Here is a 23,987-nt window from a genome sequence, read left to right as displayed (position 1 = left end):
GGTGGCTTTATCAGTTCAAAGCCACTTCTTCCGTGGTCAGCAAGCCAAGCGCTTGCGCTTGTGGCAGCCACAGGCAAATATCTGCCAGTAGCGCATGAATGTCCAGCCCGGTTTCTTGTGACAACTTTGCTGCGCATTCATGCATATCTGGATTGTTGCACGCAGCCTGTAAAAAATGATATTGCCATGGAAGCAGGGTGATCAGTTGCACACGGTAATTCAGACGGGTAAATGCGAGGTAACTGGTTTCTGGTTCTGGCGGGGCTGGTAAATCCTGGTCGGCAGGCGCATGTTTGGCCTGCTCCCAGTACGCCAATAAAGGAAAGCTGGCTTTTAGCAGACGTACGCAAGCCGGGATATGGATGTCTGCGCGTGAACCCATCAGCAGGTCAAACGCATTGTGGGTTTTGATATTACGCTTATTCTCCAGTCCAGGTGCCCGTATTACCTCGGTAAATGCCCGTTCCATTCTTGCTATCTCGACCGGAAACTGCAATAGCAGGTCTGCTTCGCTGGCATTTACTCCATCTGTATTTTTGGGTTGGCTCTGCAGCAGGAAATTGGCAAAGCCAGCACCTAAATCATACAGAGATGGTGCGCGTGAAGGATGTCGCCAGATATAGTTGTGGGCAAAAAAATTAAACAATTCATCGCCCATCAAACGATGTAAAACCGGGAAATCAGCTTGCAGGCATTCCTGTAAACGCAGGATGTAGCCATGGGCATAAATATGCATGCGTGATTGCTTTCCTGGCGCGATCTTGATTACGCTTGATTCTTCCAACCCCAGATGCTCCTGTCCCAGCGATAAGCCTCTCGCCAGGCCACCAGGCGCAGTCATTACTGTTAAAAACCAGTGCTGTAATTGCGATAGCGACGGATCAGGTGCAGACTGGCTCATGAAGTGCTGAGTTCTTCCAGCTGAAAATGTAAAGGCGTAGAAATGCTTGAACCAGATGCAGCATTGATTTTCATCTCGGGGAAATGACCAGTCATGACCAAGCGTGCCTTGTCCAGTTCTGCCAGCAAGTCAGGATAGTCAGGGATACTGGCGTCCCATTCCAGTAGTGTAGAAACACCACCCGTCAAGGTTTGTGCCAGTGCATATAAATGCCAGACTGGTGTTGGCACAGGCTGATCATGCGTATCTATCATATAGTCACCATGCTGACTTGGCCCCGCCAGATGAATTTGCACGATGCGGTCCGCAGGCAGGTTGCGTATATAACGTTCAGCATCAAAGCCGTGATTATAGGCAGACACATAGACATTGTTTACATCCAGCAGTAGCCCACAACCGGTTTTTTCAGTTAAACGACTTAGAAATTCATCCTCCGCCATGTTTGACTGTTCGAATTCTACGTAGGTACTGGGATTTTCTATAATCAAGGGACGTTCCAGAAAATCCTGCACTATGCGCACTCGTTCAGCTACATGCGCTAGCGTGGCCTCATTCAAGGGTAGTGGCAGCAGATCATGGGTATTCATCGCTGCGGCACCTGTCCAGCACAAATGATCTGATATCCAAACTGGTTGTAATTCCTTTGCCAGTTGCCTGAGCTTTTTTAGATAATCGAGATTCAGTGCATCTGTACTGCCTATTGAGAGTGAAACACCATGCATGACGATGGGACAGGTATGCGCTATGCGTTCCAGAACGTGGCGTGCATAACCATAGTTATCAATGAAGTTTTCTGTAATCACTTCAAACCAGGCGACTCCCGCACCATGTTCAAGTATGTGCTCAAAGTGAGTGTTGCGCAGACCAACACCCAGGCCCAGGTTGGGCAGGCCCAGACGTGGCTGCAAATTGTGTGTAGTGTACGGCTCAGGCATGCTTAATCATCAGGTTGAAGGTGGTAAAGCCAGGCGCAAATCATTTGGTTTGGGCATTTCCCCCGGGTTTTTGTGGCGCGTCGTCATCACCGTGCTGTAGGCCGCCCAGGCCGTGTCAAACACACTGTCACCTTGCTTGAATTTGATGTTCTTGTTCAATAGATGCTCTGCGTGTGGTGGCGCATCATCAAAAGTATACAAAGTCATTGTGCCGCTTGCGGGAAACAGTTGTGATGCAGAGATGGGCACGGCACAGCCGCCATAGGTTTTACAGCGGTTGTCGCTTGGCGCGCTGTATAAGGTACCTGTAGGCGGCGGTCCCGGAGGTGCGCCGCAAATACCGTGAGAGCCGCGGTCTGGAGTTGCTGCTACAAGCACTTCTTTTTCCGGCTTAACCACCATATCTATCTGGGCAAAACCACAACCACCCTGGGCCTTGCAACCGTTTGAGCCACGACAACTATGATAAACCGCAATTGCAGCGCATTGATTATTTGCTTCTTCTGATTCTTTTACCTTGTTGGCGTTGAAATCCAGACCCTGGCAAGAGTGGTACAAATTATTCTTGTCTGGTAGCGGCACACTGACTGACAAATCTGGTGAACAACCTGTGATCGCCCAGCAAATCGACATGCGGTCGCCTGAACCAACCATGGATGGGTAGGGGAAGCTCGTTTCCTTGTTTGTCCAGTATTCGTCCAGTACCGAGGTAATACCATAAATGGCACCTGCAGATACGCTACTTAACATCTGTACGGTTTTTGCTCCTTCGCTTTTCAGGCGATTCAGTGCACCGGCAACGTCGTCGGGTGTAGGGATATTTTGCGGCGCTGACGCAGCGTCATATTTTTCATTGGCCAGCATGGCAGCTGTCCACTGATTGCCTGCAACAGCATGCCATTGTTCCCAGGTCAGTAAATGTTCAGCAGCTGTCTCCCCAGGATGTTCCATCTCCTTGCGGATATCCTGGAAGCGCTCATAGTGATCAAATGCTGCGCTATGGAAGCGTGCAGCAGCATCTCTGGATTTCGCTTCATTGCCATCACCATCATAGGCGGGGTAATCAGCGATCAAGCCTTCATTAGATTCGCGATAATCAGGCTGTACGGCACGTAGTAATTGAGTGCTGCGGTAGTGTTTGATCCCTGCGGAATTGCCTTCACCCTGATCAGTAATTGCGCACATCATGTCGATGGCCTTGTTTTGCGAACCTGCCATGCCGCCATCAAGATCTTCAGGGCCAAACAAAGTATCAAATTGCGGGTATTCTTTTTTGGGGTGACTTTCGTTCGGCTGTTTAGGTGTGCTGTGAACATTGAACATGTCTTTTTGCACTGCGTTGTTATCAAACAGTTTTTGCCACAGTGTCTGGCCATCCGTATATTCCATGCTGATGTATTTGGCATAGCATTCATACATATAGCCAATGGTGCCGAACAGTGGCAAGTCAGCAAAACCCTTGTCAGGATCCCAGTTCACCAGAGGTATATCCGGGAAATACTTGTCGGCGTTGTGGCGTAATTCTTCGCGCGCCTGCTTCTCTGGCTGCTCGATTGCCAAAAACAGTTCTATCTGGTTGTTATTCAGCGACTCCAAATTGACTCTGACATTCTTGTAACTATTGGTATCCCTGAGGTCAACTATGCAGGGTATGGTGTGCTTGTCTGGCCCGTAACAAATCCAGCCACGCTCACTGTTTTGCAGACCTGATTTTTCAGTAAAACTGGGACTGACACCAATCGCCGTAGCGATATTGGCAGCCATCTGCAAATGCAGCATTTCTTGTATGAATACGCTGAAGATGACATTGAAGGCACGCTCATTGGCTGTGCTGGCGTCTGCAGTGGTCGCCATCCCTGGCCATTGGCGGCCTTTATAATAATTGTTACCCTTGGAATTGATCTGATGCGTGCCGTAGATCGAATACATGGAATTCATGTACAGCGGTATCGTAAACAATTCCACGCTGACAGCCGCCTGAGCAATGGCCCTTACGGCAGCAACATCGGTATTAAATTCTGACAGAGGACGATTCTTGATGGCGTGCTGCGGTGTTTCAGGTATGGCTGCGAACATGAGACGACTCCTGCGCTGGCTTGGTATCATAAGGGGATATGCGGACGGGGTGATGCAGTAAGGCGTGAACAAAAGCACAATGACTTTAACATAAAAGAATGTGTGCTTGAAAGTATTTGAGCGCACCCAATTTTTTAAAGCCTGTTTGTTTTTTTTCGGTATCTTCACAATTCTGGAGCAATCGAGATGAAAGAAATTATCAGTCAATGTCGACTCAGTTTATTGCCGCTTGCTGACCCGGTACGAGCACTGGCCATGCGTGCCTATATGAAAAACCGCTTTGAATTTCTGGGTATTCCAGCACCAGACAGGCGCAAGGCATGTGTAGATATTATCCGGCAATTGAAAACGGCTGATGCTGATGAACTTTTACAGATTGCAAATGCCTTGTGGGACTGTGAGCAGCGCGAATATCAGTATCTGGCAGTGGATATCCTCGCCAAGCATTACCGGCGTTTACGTTTGGAAGATGTGCCAGCCTTGCTCACTTTGGTGCAGCAAAAATCCTGGTGGGATACTGTCGATGGTCTGGCTGGTGTCGTCGGCGACGTATTGCAGCAAAATTTGACGGCAAGCCGAGATGTACAAGCTGGCATGGATAAAGCACTTGGACATCTCGATTTTTGGGTAAGGCGCATCGCCTTATTGCATCAGTTAGGCTGGCGCGAACAGACCGACGTGAACAGATTATTTGCCTATGCCCTGGCGCTGGCCGATGAAAAAGAGTTTTTCATCCGTAAAGCGATAGGCTGGGCCTTGCGCGACTATGCCTGGCATGATCCCGCTGCCATACGAGACTTTTTGCAAGAAAATCAGGGGCGGTTTTCTGGTTTGACACAACGCGAGGCCGCTAAAAACCTGGAGAAATTGGGGAAATAGTTACAAAAAAACTTTGCAGTTCATTCTGTAACAGCACATTAAGCCACCATGCAGCACGGCATTTGCAATATGATATCGCTTGTTTGTTAATTGCCAGTCTGCATTTCTCCTGATGAAACCTCAAAAACTTATCTTGTCTGCCGTCGCCGTAGTCGGCGTAGCTGTCGCTTCTTATTTTGTCGTTCAAAAAACCAGCCAGTCTCCAGAGAGCAAAGCAGTAAGCTCTCAGCTTGAGCAAAAAGACACATTTGATCCTGCCAAATTGCCAGAAGATTTGAATGGTTTATTGGTCGCGTATCGCAAGATTATCATCTTGTTGGCTGACGAGAAAAAGCTTAGTACCAAAGAGCGCAATGAGGCAAATCGGGTAGGGCAGGCATTGTTCCATGAAAATCTAGTAAGGCTTAATGATCTGGATACTTTTTTCAGCAAGCTGAAGTCACTCAGCAATGCCAAACGCGAAGCCAGTTTTGACACTATCCTGACCTATATAGAATCTGGTGAAGATTTATACGATGCAGACCGTCTCGCGTTCCGCGAAGTTTTGCTTAAAATGCAAATACTGATAGCTACAGAGCAGACCCTGCCAGCTATCAAACTGCACAAGCGCGTTACCGATGACTTGAATGCACTCAGTGAAATCGAAAAAGAATACGACAAAGAACTCAAAGAAATTTTCTCACGATTTGAATCCCGTTCCATAGAGCTGAAGCGTGAACGTTGGGATGATTACATAGTCAAATTGCGCAAGCTGTATAACCGCGAACAAATCCTCAAGGATTACGGCTTCATCCTGCCTTACCCGGAAAAACCGGAAACTGCCGATGAAAAAGACAAGGAAATTTTCGGTCAGGGCTTGCCACCAAAAACCGTCGTATTGACTTTCGACGACGGTCCACATGCTACCTATACCGATGAAATTGCAGCGATACTCAAGCAATACAATGTGCCAGGCGTGTTTTTTCAGGTGGGCAAGAACGTCGGCAGTGTTGATGCACAGGGCAAAGAATCGCTGAATAAAAATGCTGCAACCAGCAAGAAACTATTGAGCGCAGGTCATGTGCTGGCCAATCATAGTTTCAGCCACGCCTTGTTATCCAAGCAAAGCGGCAATAATCTGAATGCAGAAATTGAGCAAACAGATAAATTGCTGAAGGCGATAGACCCGGCACGATCAGCTCTGTTCCGTTTTCCTTACGGTGCAAAGAATAAAGAAGGCATGCAAATCCTGCACAAGCTGGGCTTGCGCTCAGTTATGTGGAATATTGATTCCCTGGACTGGGCTGATCCTGTACCTAATTCGATTGCAGGCCGTGTACTTGGCACTTTGGAAAAAGAGCAGCGCGGCATTATTCTCTTCCACGATATTCATGAACGCACGGTTAAGGCCTTGCCGCTGGTACTCGATAAACTGATTGCTGATGGCTATAGCTTTGCCTCGTGGGATGGCACGGACTTCAAAATTGCCAAGGGTGGCAAGCCAACGCCAGAAAAAGTCAGTATCAGTACCGACTATCAAAATAGCTGGGCTATCGTCATTGGTATCAACGACTATGCAAAATGGCCCAAGCTGCAATATGCAGTGCAGGATGCCAATGCTATCCGCGACACCCTGATCAATCGTATGGGTTTTGCCGGCGACAAGGTACTGACGCTAACCAATGCAGATGCGACCCGTAATAATATCCTGGCCTTGTTCCATGAAAAACTGGGACATGGGCAACTCAAAAAAGATGACAGAGTCTTCGTCTTCTTTGCAGGCCATGGTACAACCAGGAAGCTGAGTTCTGGCCGTAACCTGGGTTATATCATTCCCGTTGATTCTGACCCTGAGCAATTGTCTGTCGATGCCATTCCCATGACAGATTTGCAGAACATTGCCGAGAGCCTCAATGCCAAACATATTTTGTTTGTCATGGATGCCTGTTATAGCGGGCTGGGGCTAACCCGTGGTGGTGGCACCAGTGCATTCCTGCGTGAAAATGGCAAGCGTCTGGGGCGCCAAATGCTGACTGCAGGTGGAGCCGATCAACTGGTTGCGGATGGTGGGCCGAATGGTCACTCTGTCTTTACCTGGACCTTGCTGCAAGCCCTGAGTGGCAAGGCAGACATGAATGGCGATGGCATGATTACAGCGACAGAGCTGGCAGCCTATATTGCACCTGCAGTATCCAGCGTATCGCAACAAACCCCTGCATTTGGGAGTTTGCCAGGTTCTGAAGGTGGTGAATTTGTTTTTGAAACAAGAGGAGAGGGAGAGTTCCTCAATGCAAAAACCAATCAGTTATCTGCTGATGCCATTGCCCTCAATAACAAACTGGATGGCGCAGCCAAAGCAGGTGCAGATGCACCCATAGTCATCAAAAATCTGACAGGTGGTGAACAGAAAATCGCTGCACCCAAAATGGTGGATGGTTCATCACGTCAACTCGCACAAAGAGCCAATGATCATGGGCTGCAATTGTATAAAGAGAAGCAATATGCACAGGCAGAAGCCGCATTTACAGAGGCTCTGAAGTACAGGCCTGACTTTGGTCTGGCGGCAAACAACCTGGGATTTGTTTACTTCAAACAGCAAAAATATGCAGAAGCAGCGCGCTGGTTTGAAAATACCTTGCAGATAGATCCTTCCCGCTCAATTGCTTACCTGAATCTGGGAGATGCCAGGGCGCTTTTGAACGAAAATGAGAAAGCCAAAAAAGCATATGCCAGCTTCCTGGAATTATCACCAAATAGCCCGAATGCCAATTATGTCAAAGAAGCACTTAAAAAATTGAACTGAAGTTTTATTCATGGAAGTAATTAAATCTTGAGCAAAGAATAAATATGAATGGTGTAAGTTTGAAGGCTATGCGCAGCTTGCTGCATTTTAGCCAGAATGAGGCGGCAGAATTGATTGGCGGAGTTCCTGTGCGAACCTGGAGTAACTGGGAAGCAGGTGCACAAAAGATACCGCAAGATGTGATATCCATGATTAATTACCTCATGGTGTGTCGCAAGAAGGCTATTGCAGATACGCAGGCAGCGATAAAAACCTACTACCAGCAAATGCCTCCCGGTGCGAGTAAAAAACCGGTAGCACTAGTATGGTATGACAGTTTTGAAGACTGGTGTACCTTGCCGTATCGTGAGTCAATCATGTGGAGGCCACAGCAATCTGTAGTGGCGCATCTGATCTCTGTAGAAAATTGCAGCGTTGTACAGTTTGAGGCTGCAGCTTATGAAAAATGGCTGGGCAGGCGTCCAGATAATGATTCCATGCGTAATCAATGGGCAGAAGAGCAGGTGACCGCCTGATCACGCATCACAAAGCTGCAGTGCCGCAGCTTTGTGATGTCACATGCTTCTTGTTTATCTTTGCCCTATGCGGGTGTCACCAAACAGGTTTTTCTGATCTCGCGGTTGAGAGCGCCAGTACTGCTTTGGCGCTTCCACTGTCGCACCTAATTGCGCCGCTGCATGCCATGGCCAATGTGGGTCATACAAAATGCCACGGGCAATGGCGATGGCATCAGCTTTGCCGGTAGTAATAATTTCTTCTGCCTGATAGGCATCGGTGATCAGGCCTACGGCAATAACAGGTATGCTGCAATGCTGTTTGATTTCTTCTGCCAGATGAACCTGATAACCTGGTCCCAGTGGGATTTTCTGGTCAGGTGAAACCCCACCGCTGGAAACATGGATAAAGTCGCAGCCGCGTTCTTGCAATTGCTGGACAAAGAGTTTGCTTTGCGAGATATCCAGACCACTCTCCACCCAATCTGTTGCCGACAAACGCAGGCCAACTGCCATGCTGTCTTTAGGAACCGCTGCCCGCACAGCATCAAATACTTCCAGGGGAAACCGTAAGCGGTTTTCCACTGAACCGCCATACTGATCTGCGCGCTGATTGGATATGGGAGATAAAAACTGATGTAACAAGTAACCATGTGCTGCATGTATCTCAATTGCATCAATGCCCAAGCGGTGTGCGCGTACTGCCGCATCAACAAAAGCCTGTTTCACGCGTTGCAGGCCGGCCCCATCCAGTGCCAATGGTGCGCGCTCAGCTTGCGCATGAGGTACAGCAGAGGGTGCTACCATTTGCCAGCCACCATCTTCCAGTGCAATCAATTGACCACCATGCCATGGCGCCTGGCTGGATGCCTTGCGTCCGGCATGACCCAGTTGTATGGCAATCGGCATGGCAGAATGCTTGCGTATGGAAGTCAATACTTTCGCCAGTGCAGCTTCTGTCTCATCTGACCACAAACCCAGGTCACCTGGAGAGATGCGACCTATGGCCTCAACGGCTGTAGCTTCCAGTATCAACAGCCCTGCACCTGACAAGGCAAGCCCACCCAGATGAATAAGATGCCAGTCAGTCGCTTTGCCATCTTCCGCAGAGTACTGGCACATGGGGGCAATGATGATGCGGTTTTTTAAACTTAGCGAACCAAGCTTGATGGGGGAGAAGAGAGCGCTCATGTCTTTGAAAAATACCTGAATGAAAGAAACAATCTGATTTCTTTATTATGCCTGCGCTTTACTTTTACTGCAGGGAGTTACCCATTCTTCAGCTTGCTTCAAGAGCTTCAACTATTGTCTTGATTTTGACTGCCTTTTCAAAGTGATCAAACTTGTTTTCCATGATCCACCATGTGGCAGCTTCCATCAGTAATTGGGGGTCATCGTTTTTGTTGGCAAAGAAGGCATAAAAGGATAGACCAACATTGCTGCCTTTTTGTTCTATTTTGTTATTACATACTTCGATGATCTTTTTTTTTAGAGTGCTTCTCATCATTTATTCGTATTCAAGGTTAATGCATGCAGCCCTCGATAAAACGAGGCTATGTGCAGCGCTTGTGAAAACTCGTTGGTTTCTATTTTTTGCTGTATTTCAGGTATAGCTAAAAAGTCGAATTCTATATCTTCAGATACATCCAGTTGCTGCTCACCCTTTAAATCAAGCCCGGTAGCAAAAAACAAATGAATGGTATTTGTTTGACGGGCAGGGTTGGCATACATGGTTCCCAAAGTTTGCCAGTGTGTAGCGGTGTAGCCTGTTTCTTCCAATAATTCTCTTTGTGCGGCAAGGATTGGTGCCTCACCTTCGTCAATGACGCCACCGGGTAATTCAAGGCAAACTTTTTTTACGCCGTAACGAAACTGCTTTACCGTTAATATACGGCCATCATCTGCCTGAGCAAACACATGCACCCAGTCTGCTTCATGGAGTACATAATAGGGTTCGATTATTTGTCCATTGGGAAGTTGGCAGGTATCCGCGGTCAATGTTAACCAGCTATCGCTGATTAGTATCTTTGAGCTTAAGGTTTCCCAGGGTTTCATAGTAAGGTCCAGACTTTCGAAGGAAAAATCAATCCATCATATCTTCTCATGAAATTATATTATTCATATTATTTAATGCCATGTGATCTGATAAGCTGATTTTCAAGGGCCATGAGCTTATATATTAATTGCTATTGAGTTTGACTTCGTCGCGCCCATTTGCATCTGATAAACGAATGTCAGATGCAAATCACATTCGCAATCCTGATTAGGTTGTCGATATGGAATGGTTAGTCCTTATTATTGTTTTACTGGTACTTGGCATCGTTGTCTTGCCCAGGCTGCGCTTGCGTCATGTATTGTCCCAGGCCTTTCCCTTGAGTTATTCCAAAATTTTGCGCAAAAACCTGCCTGGCTATACGCGTATGCCGACTGACTTGCAAATGCAGTTGAAGAAGCGCATACGTCAGTTTCTCTATCAAAAAACTTTTGTTGGTTGTGGTGGCTTGACTATTACTGACGAGATCAAGGTGACGATTGCGGGGAAGGCTTGCCTGCTGTTGCTGAATCGTGAATCAGATGTGTACCCGCAGCTTACGCATGTGCTGGTATATCCATCAGCATTCGTGGCACCCCGCACTCAAATGAATAGCGATGGCATCGTCACGCATACCAATCAGGGACTCAGTGGCGAGTCATGGAGTGATGGTCGTGTTATTCTGGCCTGGGACCAAGCAGCGCATAATCTCGACAATGAAGCGCGGGGGCAGGATGTGGTTATCCATGAATTTGCTCACCAGCTTGATAGCGAAACGGGAACGACCAATGGCGCTCCAGCTTTAAAGTCTGCCGCAGCTTACAAGGCATGGTCGGCGTTGATGGAAAGAGAGTATGCTCAACTGCATCATGCGATAGCCAATGATATTGCTACCGTCATTGATCCTTATGGCGCGACCAATCCGGCAGAATTTTTTGCTGTCGTGACAGAGGCCTTCTTTAAGAAAAGCCGTGATCTTGCTCATTACCACCCTGCCTTGTATGAGCAGTTGCGGGCGTATTATCAGGTTGATCCATGTGACTGGGTTTAATCCTTGAATCAAAAACAAGGGGCGCTACATGCGCCCCTTTGCTTTATTCTACTGCTTCCAGAAATTCCTGTTGCTCCAGCCAGTCAGCTTCTATCTGCCCCAGTTCCTTGACGACGTAAGCCTGGTCAAGTAACAGTGTCTTCAGCTTTTCCTTGTTGGCATCGTTGTAGATATCGCCATCTTCCAATTGCGCATCGATGTCTTTCTTTTTGACGTTCAACTTGGCCATCTGTTCTTCAAGACGTTTGATGCGTGTTTCTATTGGTTTGCGCAGATTGGCGAGGCGCGTGCGTTCGTCGGCATCGCGTTTGCGTTGTTCCTTGTCATCGACCTTGGCAACTGGGATGGGCTTGGCTTGCGGCAAAGCAGCTTCCTGGGCCTTGGTTTTTTCTGGCAGGGCAGGGTTGGCTTTTTCCAGTTTGTTTTTGAACAGCCAGTCTTTGTAATCGTCCAGATCGCCATCAAATGGTTGCAGCTTGCCATCGGCAACGATGATGAACTGGTCCGTCGTGGCACGCAGCAAATGCCTGTCATGGGAGACAACGACCAGTGTGCCTTCAAACTGCGCCAGGGCATCGGTCAGGGCTTCGCGGGTTTCCAGATCCAGATGGTTGGTTGGTTCATCCAGCAACAAGAGGTTGGGGCGCTGCCAGACGATCATCGCCAGTGCCAGACGGGCTTTTTCACCGCCGGAGAATGGTTTGATCGGGCTGCTTACCATGGTGCCAGGGAAGTTGAAGCCACCGAGGAAATTACGCAATTCCTGCTCACGTACATCGGGCGCGATATGGGCCAGATGCCAGAGTGGCGATTCATCATGGCGCAGCATTTCGACCTGGTGCTGGGCAAAGTAACCGATGGACAGGCCCTTGCCGGTTTGCATGACACCGTTCAAGGGGGCAATATCACCGACGATGGTTTTGATCAGTGTGGATTTACCCGCGCCATTCACTCCCAGCAAGCCGATACGCTGGCCGATTTGCAGCGTGAACTTGACGTCGCCGACGATTTTTTTCTCGCTGAAACTATGGTCGGTTTCTGATTCTGTGCGATAACCGCAATCCACATCTTCCATGACCAGCATGGGGTTCGGTGCGCTGAGTGGCTCGCGGAATTCAAAAGAGAATTCGGCAGCAGCGCGCAATGGCGCCATTTCTTCCATGCGTGCCAAGGCCTTGATACGGCTCTGCGCCTGCTTGGCTTTGGACGCCTTGGCCTTGAAGCGATCAATAAAGGATTGCAGATGGGCACGCTTGCGGTTTTGTTTCTCCAGCATGCCCTGTGCCAGTTCCAGCTGGGCTGCGCGCTGGCGTTCAAAACCGGAATAGTTGCCGCCATAACGCTTGAGTTTGCGTTCATCAATATGGACGATGACATTCACCACACCGTCGAGGAAATCGCGGTCATGCGAAATGATGATCAGTGTGCCTTCATAACGTTTCAGCCAGTCTTCCAGCCAGATGATGGCATCCAGATCCAGATGGTTGGTTGGTTCATCGAGCAGCAGCAAATCGGATTTGCACATCAGAGCCTGTGCCAGGTTCAGGCGCATGCGCCAGCCACCAGAAAAACTGGCAACTGGCTGTTCCAGTTCATTGATCTTGAAGCCCAGGCCCAGCAGCAATTGTTCTGCACGTGGGCGTACGGTGTAGGCATCGGCATCTGCCAGTGCACCATACATATTGCCGATGGCAATACCGTTGTCGTAGCTTTCTGGCTGGGCTTCCAGTTCGGCCAGTTGGGCTTCCAGTTTGCGCAAGGCGACATCGCCGTCTATGGCGTAATCGATGGCGCTACGTTCCAGTGGTGGTGTTTCTTGCGCAACGTGGGCGAGCTGCCATTTGGCCGGGAAATCGATGCTGCCCTGGTCAGGATGCAATTCACCGCGCAACATGGCAAACAGGCTGGATTTGCCTGCGCCGTTTGAGCCGATCAAGCCTATCTTGTCGCCGGGATTGAGCGTCACATCGACGCTGTCAAATAAAGGTTTGATGCCGCGCGCCAGGACGACTTGTTGAAGACGTATCATATAAACTTAATTAATGGGTAATGCTGTTTTGTTGATGTAAAAAATGGAAAAACGGGCAAAACTGGTTTTGCCCGTCTACATTGTATTTATTGCACTGCGCTACACTGATTTATGCAGTGAAACTGGTCAGTTGGCTGGCTTCCACCAAAAATACCATATCGTCACCGGCACTGGTACTTAACCAGGTCAGGTTCAGTTCAGGGAAGGCGGCTTCGGCGAAGGCACGTTCATTGCCAATTTCCACCATCAGCAAACCGTCCTCGGTCAGGTGCTGTGCGGCACCGGCTACGATCTTGCGCACCAGGTCCATGCCATCATCACCGCCAGCCAGGGCAATTTGGGGTTCATGCATGTATTCCCTGGGCAGCTTGGCCATGGAACCCGAATTGACGTACGGCGGATTGGTGATGATCAGGTCATATTTTTTGTCCGGCACATTACTGTACAGGTCTGACTCGATCAGGGTAATGCGGTCCTGCAATTCATAGGTTGCTACATTGCGCCTGGCCACTTCCAGCGCATCTTTGGAAATGTCGACTGCGTCCACGTGTGCTTCAGAGAACATGTCGGCCAGCATGATGGGCAGGCAGCCAGAGCCGGTGCACAATTCAAGGATGTTGCTGATTGCTTCAGGATCGCTTACCCATGGGGAAAAATGTTCAGGTATCAGTTCCGCGATGAAAGAACGTGGCACGATGACACGTTCATCCACATAGAAATTGTAAGTGCCGAGCCAGGCTTCATTCGTAATGTAGGAAGCAGGCACGCGGTCTACTGCGCGTCTGTCTATCACGCGCAATACGGCATCTATTTCTGATGGCAGCAAATGTGCATCCAGAAAAGGTTCTATCTTGTCCAGCGGCAGGTGCAGGGTATGCAGCAGCAGATAAGCGGCTTCATCGAGGGCATTGGCACTGCCATGGCCAAAGAACAGTTTTTCTTTGTTGAAGCGTGTGACCGCATAGCGCAGCAGATCGCGCAGGGTCAGAAAGGTGGTGGCGGGTGTAGTCATATTGTTTCCGTATCGGCCAGTGGTGAACTAACGTAAGTTCAGGTCAGCAGGTTTTCCAGAGTGCGGCGATAAATGTTCTTGAGCGGGTCTATGTATTGCAGCTCTATGTGTTCGTCAATTTTATGGATGCTGGCATTTGGCGGACCAAATTCCACCACTTGCGGGCAGATCTTGGCGATGAAGCGGCCATCAGAGGTGCCACCGGTGGTAGAAAGTTCAGTGGTGATGCCGGTTTCGGCATGTATGGCATCGCCCAGTGCATCACTGAGGCTGCCTTTGGGGGTCAGGAAAGGATGACCACCAATCGTCCATTTCAGATCATATTCCAGACCATGTTTGTCGAGTATGGCGTGCACGCGTTGCTGCAGGTCCTCGGCTGTGCTGGCGGTTGAGAAGCGGAAATTGAAATCGATGACGGCTTCACCAGGTATCACGTTCGACGCACCAGTGCCGGCATGGATATTCGATATCTGCCAGGAAGTAGGCAGGTAGTAGTCATTGCCTTCATCCCAGACTTCAGCCACCAGTTCTGCCATCGCAGGTGCCGCCAGATGGATGGGGTTCTTTGCCAGTTGCGGATAGGCGATATGCCCTTGCACACCTTTGACGGTCAGTTTGCCCGACATGGTGCCGCGACGGCCATTCTTGATAGTGTCACCCAGTTTATCGACCGACGTTGGTTCACCAACGATGCAATAATCAAGCTGTTCGCCACGAGCTTTGAGCTTTTCGCAAACGACCACTGTACCGTCCGTAGCCGGGCCTTCTTCATCACTGGTAATGAGGAAGCCGATGGAGCCTTTATGATCTGGGTGAGCAGCGACGAATTCTTCTGTTGCCACCACAAAAGCGGCAATCGAGGTTTTCATGTCAGCCGCGCCGCGACCATACAGCTTGCCATCCCTATGGGTAGGAGTAAAAGGCGCAGATTGCCATTGCGTGACAGGGCCAGTAGGTACAACGTCAGTATGACCGGCAAACACCAGCAAAGGCTGTGTCTGGCCACGCCTGGCCCATAGATTGGTTACGTCACCAGATTGTATTGTTTCGCACTGGAAGCCCAAAGGTTCAAGCAGGGCGATCAGGGTGTTTTGGCACCCCTTGTCTTCAGGTGTGACCGAATCCAGCGCTATCAGCTGTTCAGTCAGGGCTAGTGTTTTACTCATGTTTACTTATGAAAAATGGACTGGTACTGTGGCACAGAGAAACCGACATTCACTTGCGATTTGCCGTCGTTATTGATCAGCAATACCGGGCGTTTGATGACAGATGGTTTGTCCAGCATGAGTGCGATGGCCTGTTCCGTATCTTCGGCAGACGCTTTTTCTGCATCGCTGAGCGCACGCCAGGTTGTGCCTTTGCGGTTGATCAGTATATCCAGACCTTGATGCTCCAGCCATGTTTCTATGGCGGCGCGGTCCAGGCCATGTTTTTTGAAATCATGGAATTCAAAAGCCAGTTCCTGCTCTTGCAACCAGGTACGGGCTTTTTTAACGGTGTCACAGTTTGGAATGCCAAACAGGGTAATGCTTCGCGTCATACTTTATACGTTCAGGGTAAATTCTGTGAAAGAAGCTTCTTCTTTGGTTTCTGGTTCGGGTTCTGGCTTTGCTGCTACGGCGGTGGATGCTTCATTGTTCAGCAGCCATAACAGGTTATTGGCAGAGTCAGAGTTCGCCAGGCCTTCTTCCTGCGTGATCAAGCCTTCACGTATCAAATGCATGAGGGCGCGCTCAAATGTTTGCGAACCAGGTGACAAACTTTTCTCGATTGCTTCCTTGATCTGGAAGATATCGCCTTGTTCTATCAACTCCGCCACGTAACGGGTATTGAGCATGATTTCGACCGCCGGTGCACGACCACCGTCTTTGGCGCGTATCAGACGCTGCGAGATAATCGCGCGTATGGAAGAAGACAAATCCAGCAGCAAGGCACTACGCGTTTCCATAGGGAAGAAACTGATGATACGGTTCAAAGCCTGGTAACTATTATTCGCATGCAGTGTCGCCAATACCAGATGGCCGGACTGCGCATAAGCAATCGCTGCCATCATGGTTTCCAGATCGCGAATCTCGCCAATCAGGATGCAATCTGGCGCCTGACGCAAAGAGTTTTTCAGCGCGGTTTTCAGGCTTTCAGAATCGCTGCCAATTTCACGCTGGTTGACGATGGATTTTTTACTGCGGAACAGAAATTCTATCGGGTCTTCCAGCGTCAGGATATGGCCGGTCTTGACTTCATTCCTGTGATCCAGCATGGATGCAATCGTGGTTGACTTGCCTGAGCCAGTCGAGCCGACCAACAAGATCAAACCACGTTTTTCCATAATCAACTCAGCCAGTACTGGTGGCAGATGCAAGGTGTCGAGCTTGGGAATATCACCGGGCACATAACGGAACACTGCAGAGATAGAGCCGCGCTGACGGAACGCCGAAAGACGGAAGCGGCCTATGCCAGCAGCACCGATACCGACATTGAGTTCGTTTTCGGCTTCCAGTTGCTCCATGTGTTCAGGTTCTACTACCTCGCTGAGTAGCGAGAGGATATTTGCCTGATCCATCTTCTGCTGATTGATAGGGAGCAGATTGCCATTGATTTTCAAATGTATGGGCGAATTCATCGCGAAAAACATGTCAGATGCATGTTTTTCCTTCATCAATTGAAATAACCTCTCCATCGCTGCCATGATGTGTCCCTAAGCTGAGCTAATTATTAAAATAAAAATACAAAAAGACGCAAAAGTGCTTAAGCGCCGCGCAACAATTCATTGATACTGGTTTTGGAGCGTGTCTGTGCATCGACACGTTTCACGATCACTGCACAATACAGACTGTATTTACCATCAGCAGACGGCAAATTGCCGGAAACAACGACAGAGCCGGACGGTACACGGCCATAGCTGACTTCACCTGTCGCGCGGTCATAAATCTTGGTCGATTGGCCGATATACACGCCCATGGAAATCACAGAATTTTCTTCAACGATCACGCCTTCTACGATTTCTGAACGTGCACCGATGAAGCAATTGTCTTCGATGATGGTTGGGTTGGCTTGCATAGGTTCCAATACGCCACCGATACCAACGCCACCAGACAAGTGCACGTTTTTACCAATTTGCGCGCAAGAACCGACTGTCGCCCAGGTATCAACCATCGCGCCTTCATCGACATAAGCGCCGATATTGACATAAGAAGGCATCAACACCACATTTTTTGCGATAAAGCTGCCGCGACGTGCAACTGCAGGCGGCACCACGCGGAAGCCGCCTTTGACGAAATCTTCAGCCGTGTAATTGGCGAACTTGGTCGGCACTTTGTCAAAGAACTGCATATGTTCGCCAGAAGGCATAGTGATATTGTCTTCCAGGCGGAAAGACAGCAATACAGCTTTTTTGATCCATTGATTGACTTGCCAGCTACCTTCAATCTTTTGCGCAACGCGCAGGGTGCCGGCATCAAGTTCGCTCAATACATGGGCAACTGCTTCGCGGATTTCTGCAGGCGCAGATTTTGGTGAGAAATTTGTGCGGTCTTCCCAGGCTTGATCAATGATTTGCTGTAATTGTTGAGTCATGTTGAGTGTCTTCAAATGAAAATGTAAAAAATAAAAACCGAAATAATCTTGTGTCTGCTGTCTGGCTGCAGTATCAGACTGCTGCCGGAGTAAAATTCTTGCAAAAGCTGACTATCCTCTCAGCTGCTTCCAGGCATTCTTCAGGCTCAGCCACCAAAGCCATGCGTATGCGGTTTTGCCCTGGGTTAATGCCATGGGCCTCGCGCGCCAGATAGCTGCCAGGCAGAACTGTTACATTATATTCCTCGTAAAGGCGACGGGCGAATTCTGTATCTGATAAACCCATGGCGTCAGGAATTTTTGCCCACAGGTAAAAGGCGGCGTCAGGCAGTTTTACGTCCAGCACTTCTTGCAAAATCGGCGTGATCTGGGCAAATTTGCGTATGTACTTATCGCGGTTTTCTTGCACATGCACTTCGTCATTCCATGCCACGACTGAGGCAGCCTGTATATTCGGGCTCATGGCACTACCATGATAAGTCCGGTACAGCAGGAATTTCTTGATGATTTCCGCATCTCCCGCGACGAAACCAGAGCGCATGCCAGGTACATTCGAGCGTTTGGACAGGCTGGACAGGGTAATCAGGCGTTGATAATCATTTCTGCCCAATACCCGTGCGGCTTGCAAGCTGCCCAACGGTGCTTCGGCCTTGAAATAAATCTCGGAATAGCATTCATCTGCAGCAATAACAAAACCATAACGGTCTGACAGGGCAAATAACTCTTTCCAGTCATCCAGATTCAATACTGCGCCAGTGGGATTGCCCGGTGAACAGATATACAGCAGTTGTACGCGCTGCCAGACTGATTCAGGGATGCTCTTGTAGTCAGGTGCGAAATTGCGGTCCGGGTCAGCATTGGCAAAATAGGGCTCAGCCCCGGCCAGATAGGCTGCACCTTCGTAAATCTGATAAAACGGATTGGGGCATACCACTAATGGCAAGCCATTTTTGCAGGCGCTGGGGTCTATGACGGTTTGCGCCAGGGCGAACAACGCCTCGCGTGAACCGATGACAGGCAAAATCTGAGTTGCTGCATCCAGCGGCGGTATATTGTAGCGACGTCCCAGCCAGGCAGAAATGGAGTTGCGCAGGTCATCCGAGCCAGCAGTCGATGGGTAACTGGCCAAACCTGCCATATTGTCGACAATGGCATCCTTGATCAAAGCGGGAGTAGGGTGCTTGGGTTCGCCTATGCCCAGACTGATGGCTGGAAATTTGGAATTTGGCACAACATCGGCAAACAGGCGCTTCAGTTTCTCGAACGGATACGGCTGCAACTTACTGAGATAGGGATTAAATGTCATTTTTCGAATTGTTGTCGACGCTAAACAGGCTTTTTAGCTTATTTCTCTGGTCTGCTTGAATTTTGCTGCTTTTTATTTGCAATCCGTATTATAGCGTCCTGAGGATTCTATAGAGAAAGGCTTTCAACTGTACTTGCGTGAAATACTGATTAATATGTAAATTGTGTCATAAGTTTGAAAACTGAAAATTTTGCTCTTACGATGGTATGATGCAGCGATACAGGAACGCGGCTGGCATTGATGGCCTTGGCATATATACGATACGCGGTAGATTTGACTGCAAAAGATAATAAAATTATATAAAGTGCGATTAACTTCTATTAAATTAGCGGGATTTAAATCTTTTGTAGATCCCACCCATTTTCAGGTTCCTGGCCAACTGGTTGGTGTTGTTGGCCCTAATGGTTGCGGCAAATCCAATATTATTGATGCTGTTCGCTGGGTTTTGGGTGAATCCAAAGCTTCCGAGTTGCGCGGTGAATCCATGCAGGACGTTATCTTTAACGGTTCTACCCACCGCAAACCCGCTGGCCGCTCATCCGTCGAGCTGGTTTTTGATAACAGTATGGGCAAAGCTGCCGGTCAATGGAGCCAATACGGTGAAATTGCCGTCAAGCGCACCTTGACGCGTGACGGCACGTCTACTTACTACATCAACGGCCAGCCAGTACGCCGCCGTGATATTCAGGACATCTTCCTCGGTACCGGGCTGGGGCCGCGCGCCTATGCGATTATCGGCCAGGGCATGATTTCTCGCATTATCGAAGCTCGCCCGGAAGAGTTAAGGATTTTCCTCGAAGAAGCTGCTGGTGTTTCCCGTTATAAGGAGCGCCGTCGCGAGACTGAGAACCGCATCCATGACACCCATGAAAACCTGGTACGTGTTGAGGACATTCTGCGCGAATTGAATAACAACCTGGACAAACTGGGTGCACAAGCCGTTGTTGCCAATAAATTCCGCGAATTGCAGACTGATCAGGAAGAAAAGCAAAAATTGCTGTGGTTGCTGCGTAAAAAAGAAGCAGAAAACGAGCAGAAAAAGCATTTTTCCGAGATAGAAAAGACCCAGACCGACCTCGAAGAACAAACAGCCAAGCTGCGCCATGTCGAGCTGGAACTGGAACAAATGCGTCAGGCCCACTATGCAGTCGGCGACCGCATGCACCAGGCGCAAGGTCATTTGTACCAGACCAATGCCGAGATTGGCAGTCTGGAAGCGCAAATCAAGTTCGTCATCGAATCGCGCAGCCGTTTGCAGTCACAATTGCAGTCACTGACCGCACAGCGTGATCAATGGCAAAACCAGAGCCGCCAATTCCAGGATGATTTGTCTGAAGGCGAAATTCATGTCGAAGAATTGGCCATGCGCGCCGAGCAGGCGCTGGAAGTCAGCCAGCAACAACAAGACAAGCTGCCCGCGATGGAGCAAATATGGCGTGAGTCACAATTAAAGACAACAGAATCACGCGCCAAAATCATGCAGATGCAGCAGCAGATAGAGCTGGAATCGGCCCATCAGCGCAATGCGTCAAATATCCTGAACACCCTGGCCACCCGGCGCGAGCGCCTGATGCAGGAAAAACAGGGCCTGGTATTGCCGGATACGACGCATCTGGATAATCTGTCGATGCAATTGGAAGAAAAAAAGCAGGTGCTGGAAGAGCTCACCATGCAGCTGGAAGAAGCGCAAGAGCGCTTGCCTTTGCTGGAAGATGAGCGCAAACAGGCGCAGCAGCAAGTGAATCAGGACAGTGCTGAATATGCGCAACTGGAAGCGCGCCTGCTGGCCCTGAAGCAATTACAGGAAAAAGTACAGAGTCAGGGCAAGGTCCAGCCATGGCTGGAAAAACATGAATTGAGTGGCTTGCCAAAAATCTGGCAAAAACTGCATATCGAAGCTGGTTGGGAAACTGCACTGGAATCCATCTTGCGTGAACGTACCGCAGCGCTGGAAATGTCGAACCTGGACTGGGCCAAAGCCTTTTTTGGCGATGCCCCTCCTGCCAAGCTGGCTGTTTGTGCACCTACTATCGTGGCAGAAACAGTTATTCCTCTGGCTGGCTTCAAGCCCTTCATCGACTTGCTGCAATTGAATGATGCAGGTTTGCGTGGTTTGATGCAGGACTGGTTGCACCAAGTGTATATCGCCGAGGACATTACTTCTGCCTTCATGGACAGGGTTAAATTGCCAGCCGGTGCCTGTTTTATCACCAAGCAGGGTCATGTCATTGCCCGCTCCAGTGTACGTTTTTATGCATCCGATTCCGAGCAGGATGGTGTGCTGGGACGTCAGCAAGAAATAGAAAATATCACCAAGCAATGCCGTGCCAAGCACATGCTGGCAGACGAATCCAAAACCCGTGCCGTACGTTCTGAATCTGCTTACACTCAGGCTACGCAGCAATTGCAAGACTTGCGCCAGCGTGTGGGTAGCCTTACACAGACTACCCATAGTCTGCAAATCGAATTCATGAAGTTGTCTGAAGTGCAGGAACGCTTTAATCAGCGCAGCACCCAGATAGGCAGTGATCTGGCAGAAATCGCTGCGCAAGAGGGTGAACAGCAGCAAATCCGTGCCGAATCCGAGCAAAAATTTGAGCAACTGGACATGGACCTGGCAGAGCTGCAAGAAACCCATGAAGAAGGCCAGACCGCTTACCTGGAAAAAGAACAGCAACTGAATGAAGCCAGACAGCGTCTGCGCGATCTGGAACTGGCAGCGCAAGAGGCCGCTTTTGCAGAAAAATCCCACCGCAGCAAAATGGAAGAATTGCGCCGCAGCATTGCAACGGCGCTGGAACAATCTGCACAGTTATTTGCCAGCATGCAGCAGGGGCAGCTTGAGCTGGAGTCCATGGATGACCAGACTGCACAAGCCGGTTTGCAAGATTTGCTGGACAGGCGTAGTTCTCAGGAAGTGGCGCTGGCGAATGCCCGTCATGAACTGGATCAACTGACGCAGCAACTGCGCCATCACGAAGAATCCAAAATGCAGGTGGAACGTAGCCTGCAACCACAACGTGACCGCATCGTTGAATTGCAATTGAAAGAGCAGGCTGCACGTCTGAGCCAGGAACAATATGCAGAGCAATTACGCAATTTTGAAGTCGATGAAGAAGTCCTGGCGCAAAAACTGCATGATGATCTCAAACCTTCTTATTTGCAGGGCGAAGTTACCCGCCTGACCAATGCGATTGCAGCACTGGGTGCAGTGAATATGGCTGCTCTTGACGAGTTGGCTCAGGCAACTGAACGCAAGACTTTCCTTGATGCCCAGCATGCTGATCTGACCGAGGCAATCACTACTTTGCAGGATGCCATTCACAAGATTGATATAGAAACACGCGATTTGTTGCAGGATACCTTTGATAAGGTAAATCATCATTTCGCTGAGCTTTTCCCGATTTTATTTGGTGGCGGTCAGGCGAAACTGATCATGACGGGTGATGAAATTTTGGACTCTGGCGTTCAGGTCATGGCGCAGCCACCTGGCAAGAAGAATGCAACCATTCATTTGCTGTCTGGTGGTGAAAAAGCCCTGACGGCAACGGCACTGGTTTTCTCGATGTTCCAGTTGAATCCTGCACCTTTCTGCTTGCTGGATGAGGTTGATGCGCCGCTGGATGACTCAAATACTGAGCGTTTCTGTAATATGGTGAAACGCATGTCGTCAAACACACAATTTTTATTTATCTCCCATAACAAGATTGCGATGGAAATGGCACAACAATTGATTGGTGTCACCATGCAAGAACAGGGGGTTTCACGAATCGTGGCGGTAGATATGGAATCTGCCGTCAATTTTGCTACTGAGGTTCAAGCGGCATGACAGATCTACAAATAAGTTTGTTAGCGATAGGTGGAACGCTGGTAGTTGGCGTCCTGATTTTTAATAAATGGCAAGAATACAAAGCCAAGAAAACCGTTGAAAATGCTTTTGGCGATGGACATGATGATGTACTCATGAATCCTGATGCACCTGTGGATTCCATCGTCAGGCATGAGCCTAGTCTGGATGGTGAAGTGCAGCCTGTTGAAGATGTGCCGCAACATCATGAGCCCATGCATACAGATGCTGCGACTGAAATGGACGCCCCGGTAGCGATACAGGATAAGGAATTGCCAGTCGATGAATTAATCGATTGCGTGATTCCATTGGAGTTTGAAACACCGGTACGTGGCGAAAAAATCCTGGCAGAAATTGCAGACCTTAAATATGTCGGCAAAAAACCTGTGCATTTCATAGGTCAGAGCCATAGCGGCGAGCGCGATGTAATTGCCGTTGGCGGTGCTTATACTTGCCTGTTTGCTGGAGTGCAAATGGTTAGCCGCAATGGCCCTTTGAATGAATTGGAATATTCTGAATTCATCATGAAACTGCGGGCGATTGCAGACAATCTTAGCGCGCATCCGGATATTCCAGACATGAACAAGGTCATGGTCAATGCCCGCGAATTGCATCAATTCGTCGCCGAGCATGATGCGCAACTGAGTGTGAATATTGCAGCCAACGGTGCACCTTGGGCCTTGAATACTTTGCTCGCAGCATTGGAAAAAATGGGCTTTGATCAGCGTCCAGACGGTCGCCTGATGATGCCTGATGGTGACGGCGGCAGTCTGTTCACCTTGTCCACCAATGTCAGTGTCAGTGAAACCATGACTTCGCGCCTGACCTTGTTGCTGGATGTGCCTTGTGTTGCCCCTGCACGTGATGGTTTTGGTGCCATGGCAGCTTGCGCACGCTCGCTGGCAACTCGTCTGGGCGGCACGGTCGTGGATGATGGCAATCAACCTATCTCCAAATTGGCGCTGGATGAGATATCCGGCCAGGTTCATGAATTTTATGCAGCAATGGCAGAGGCGCAGATTCCTGCTGGTTCTTTGCGTGCCCAGCGATTATTTAGTTAATTTATTCCA

General features: G+C 49.3%; 19 protein-coding genes. 6 read left to right on the top strand and 13 right to left on the bottom strand.

Annotated elements, in window-relative coordinates:
• Positions 1-10: 10 nt before the first annotated feature.
• Genes DFR42_RS03535 through DFR42_RS03525 form a run of 3 tightly spaced genes read right to left on the bottom strand, consistent with a single transcriptional unit; the run spans position 11 to position 3,912 of the window.
• The gene (locus DFR42_RS03535) at positions 11-901 is read right to left on the bottom strand and encodes an HvfC/BufC N-terminal domain-containing protein (protein ID WP_110253542.1); all 891 of its coding nucleotides are present in this window, start codon (positions 899-901) and stop codon (positions 11-13) included.
• A complete protein-coding gene (gene bufB, locus DFR42_RS03530) occupies positions 898-1,836 on the bottom strand; it encodes an MNIO family bufferin maturase (protein WP_110253541.1) in 939 nt (312 codons plus the stop codon). Before bufB ends, DFR42_RS03535 begins: the two co-directional genes overlap by 4 nt.
• Positions 1,837-1,845: 9 nt before the next feature.
• On the bottom strand, positions 1,846-3,912 hold the full coding sequence (locus DFR42_RS03525) for a ferritin-like domain-containing protein (protein ID WP_170133402.1): 2,067 nt from the start codon (positions 3,910-3,912) through the stop codon (positions 1,846-1,848).
• Between the two features lie 186 nt (positions 3,913-4,098).
• Between DFR42_RS03525 and DFR42_RS03520 the strand changes: the two genes are divergently transcribed.
• From DFR42_RS03520 to DFR42_RS03510, 3 genes are all read left to right on the top strand, one after another.
• Complete coding sequence (locus DFR42_RS03520) at positions 4,099-4,791, top strand: DNA alkylation repair protein (protein WP_110253539.1); 693 nt, start codon at positions 4,099-4,101, stop codon at positions 4,789-4,791.
• Positions 4,792-4,903: 112 nt separating this feature from the next.
• Positions 4,904-7,573, top strand: coding sequence for a polysaccharide deacetylase family protein (locus tag DFR42_RS03515; protein ID WP_110253538.1), 2,670 nt, complete (start codon positions 4,904-4,906; stop codon positions 7,571-7,573).
• Between the two features lie 44 nt (positions 7,574-7,617).
• Entirely contained in the window at positions 7,618-8,088 is a 471-nt protein-coding gene (locus DFR42_RS03510) for an Aca2/YdiL-like domain-containing protein (RefSeq protein ID WP_110253537.1), read from the top strand.
• Between the two features lie 54 nt (positions 8,089-8,142).
• On the opposite strand, the gene DFR42_RS03505 is transcribed toward DFR42_RS03510, so the two are convergent.
• From DFR42_RS03505 to DFR42_RS03495, 3 genes are all read right to left on the bottom strand, one after another.
• Entirely contained in the window at positions 8,143-9,258 is a 1,116-nt protein-coding gene (locus DFR42_RS03505; RefSeq protein ID WP_110253536.1) for an NADH:flavin oxidoreductase/NADH oxidase, read from the bottom strand.
• 88 nt (positions 9,259-9,346) lie between these two features.
• Positions 9,347-9,574, bottom strand: a complete 228-nt coding sequence (locus DFR42_RS03500; protein WP_245936817.1) for a DUF6500 family protein — start codon at positions 9,572-9,574, stop codon at positions 9,347-9,349.
• Entirely contained in the window at positions 9,571-10,122 is a 552-nt protein-coding gene (locus tag DFR42_RS03495) for an NUDIX hydrolase (RefSeq protein WP_110253535.1), read from the bottom strand. The genes DFR42_RS03500 and DFR42_RS03495 overlap by 4 nt, the downstream gene beginning before the upstream one ends.
• Before the next feature lie 221 nt (positions 10,123-10,343).
• Between DFR42_RS03495 and DFR42_RS03490 the strand changes: the two genes are divergently transcribed.
• Positions 10,344-11,150 (top strand): M90 family metallopeptidase, encoded by an 807-nt coding sequence (locus tag DFR42_RS03490; RefSeq protein WP_110253534.1) that lies wholly within the window; start codon positions 10,344-10,346, stop codon positions 11,148-11,150.
• Between the two features lie 43 nt (positions 11,151-11,193).
• Here the strand turns inward: DFR42_RS03490 and DFR42_RS03485 are convergent, their stop codons facing one another.
• The 7 genes from DFR42_RS03485 to dapC form a co-directional block, all read right to left on the bottom strand.
• Positions 11,194-13,179 carry an ATP-binding cassette domain-containing protein gene (locus tag DFR42_RS03485; protein WP_110253533.1) on the bottom strand — a complete coding sequence of 662 codons (1,986 nt, stop codon included), beginning with the start codon at positions 13,177-13,179 and terminating at the stop codon, positions 11,194-11,196.
• Positions 13,180-13,288: 109 nt separating this feature from the next.
• Entirely contained in the window at positions 13,289-14,191 is a 903-nt protein-coding gene (gene prmB, locus DFR42_RS03480; protein WP_110253532.1) for a 50S ribosomal protein L3 N(5)-glutamine methyltransferase, read from the bottom strand.
• Positions 14,192-14,229: 38 nt separating this feature from the next.
• Positions 14,230-15,357: a succinyl-diaminopimelate desuccinylase gene (gene dapE, locus DFR42_RS03475; protein ID WP_110253531.1), complete on the bottom strand. Its 1,128-nt coding sequence runs from the start codon at positions 15,355-15,357 to the stop codon at positions 14,230-14,232.
• A 2-nt stretch (positions 15,358-15,359) separates the two neighbouring features.
• Entirely contained in the window at positions 15,360-15,731 is a 372-nt protein-coding gene (locus tag DFR42_RS03470; protein ID WP_110253530.1) for an ArsC family reductase, read from the bottom strand.
• A 3-nt stretch (positions 15,732-15,734) separates the two neighbouring features.
• Complete coding sequence (locus tag DFR42_RS03465; RefSeq protein WP_245936816.1) at positions 15,735-16,877, bottom strand: PilT/PilU family type 4a pilus ATPase; 1,143 nt, start codon at positions 16,875-16,877, stop codon at positions 15,735-15,737.
• Between the two features lie 59 nt (positions 16,878-16,936).
• On the bottom strand, positions 16,937-17,764 hold the full coding sequence (gene dapD / locus DFR42_RS03460; RefSeq protein WP_110253528.1) for a 2,3,4,5-tetrahydropyridine-2,6-dicarboxylate N-succinyltransferase: 828 nt from the start codon (positions 17,762-17,764) through the stop codon (positions 16,937-16,939).
• A gap of 73 nt (positions 17,765-17,837) precedes the next feature.
• Positions 17,838-19,070 (bottom strand): succinyldiaminopimelate transaminase, encoded by a 1,233-nt coding sequence (gene dapC / locus DFR42_RS03455; protein ID WP_110253527.1) that lies wholly within the window; start codon positions 19,068-19,070, stop codon positions 17,838-17,840.
• Positions 19,071-19,374: 304 nt separating this feature from the next.
• On the opposite strand from dapC, the gene smc reads away from it, so the two are divergent.
• Positions 19,375-22,899, top strand: coding sequence for a chromosome segregation protein SMC (smc, locus tag DFR42_RS03450; protein WP_110253526.1), 3,525 nt, complete (start codon positions 19,375-19,377; stop codon positions 22,897-22,899).
• Positions 22,896-23,978 (top strand): cell division protein ZipA C-terminal FtsZ-binding domain-containing protein, encoded by a 1,083-nt coding sequence (locus tag DFR42_RS03445; protein ID WP_110253525.1) that lies wholly within the window; start codon positions 22,896-22,898, stop codon positions 23,976-23,978. Before smc ends, DFR42_RS03445 begins: the two co-directional genes overlap by 4 nt.
• Positions 23,979-23,987 lie beyond the last annotated feature (9 nt).

The organism is Undibacterium pigrum (assembly GCF_003201815.1).
GTDB classification, from domain to species: Bacteria; Pseudomonadota; Gammaproteobacteria; order Burkholderiales; family Burkholderiaceae_D; genus Undibacterium; species Undibacterium pigrum.
Note: the sequence above shows the minus strand (reverse complement) of the source record. Positions and strands in the feature narration are given on the sequence as shown.

Bases quoted from the DNA above. Each gene is read 5' to 3' on its own strand.
- DFR42_RS03535 (WP_110253542.1), bottom strand. From the start codon at position 901: ATGAGCCAGTCTGCACCTGATCCGTCGCTATCGCAATTACAGCACTGG.
- bufB (WP_110253541.1), bottom strand. From the start codon at position 1,836: ATGCCTGAGCCGTACACTACACACAATTTGCAGCCACGTCTGGGCCTG.
- DFR42_RS03525 (WP_170133402.1), bottom strand. From the start codon at position 3,912: ATGTTCGCAGCCATACCTGAAACACCGCAGCACGCCATCAAGAATCGT.
- DFR42_RS03520 (WP_110253539.1), top strand. From the start codon at position 4,099: ATGAAAGAAATTATCAGTCAATGTCGACTCAGTTTATTGCCGCTTGCT.
- DFR42_RS03515 (WP_110253538.1), top strand. From the start codon at position 4,904: ATGAAACCTCAAAAACTTATCTTGTCTGCCGTCGCCGTAGTCGGCGTA.
- DFR42_RS03510 (WP_110253537.1), top strand. From the start codon at position 7,618: ATGAATGGTGTAAGTTTGAAGGCTATGCGCAGCTTGCTGCATTTTAGC.
- DFR42_RS03505 (WP_110253536.1), bottom strand. From the start codon at position 9,258: ATGAGCGCTCTCTTCTCCCCCATCAAGCTTGGTTCGCTAAGTTTAAAA.
- DFR42_RS03500 (WP_245936817.1), bottom strand. From the start codon at position 9,574: ATGATGAGAAGCACTCTAAAAAAAAAGATCATCGAAGTATGTAATAAC.
- DFR42_RS03495 (WP_110253535.1), bottom strand. From the start codon at position 10,122: ATGAAACCCTGGGAAACCTTAAGCTCAAAGATACTAATCAGCGATAGC.
- DFR42_RS03490 (WP_110253534.1), top strand. From the start codon at position 10,344: ATGGAATGGTTAGTCCTTATTATTGTTTTACTGGTACTTGGCATCGTT.
- DFR42_RS03485 (WP_110253533.1), bottom strand. From the start codon at position 13,179: ATGATACGTCTTCAACAAGTCGTCCTGGCGCGCGGCATCAAACCTTTA.
- prmB (WP_110253532.1), bottom strand. From the start codon at position 14,191: ATGACTACACCCGCCACCACCTTTCTGACCCTGCGCGATCTGCTGCGC.
- dapE (WP_110253531.1), bottom strand. From the start codon at position 15,357: ATGAGTAAAACACTAGCCCTGACTGAACAGCTGATAGCGCTGGATTCG.
- DFR42_RS03470 (WP_110253530.1), bottom strand. From the start codon at position 15,731: ATGACGCGAAGCATTACCCTGTTTGGCATTCCAAACTGTGACACCGTT.
- DFR42_RS03465 (WP_245936816.1), bottom strand. From the start codon at position 16,877: ATGGCAGCGATGGAGAGGTTATTTCAATTGATGAAGGAAAAACATGCA.
- dapD (WP_110253528.1), bottom strand. From the start codon at position 17,764: ATGACTCAACAATTACAGCAAATCATTGATCAAGCCTGGGAAGACCGC.
- dapC (WP_110253527.1), bottom strand. From the start codon at position 19,070: ATGACATTTAATCCCTATCTCAGTAAGTTGCAGCCGTATCCGTTCGAG.
- DFR42_RS03445 (WP_110253525.1), top strand. From the start codon at position 22,896: ATGACAGATCTACAAATAAGTTTGTTAGCGATAGGTGGAACGCTGGTA.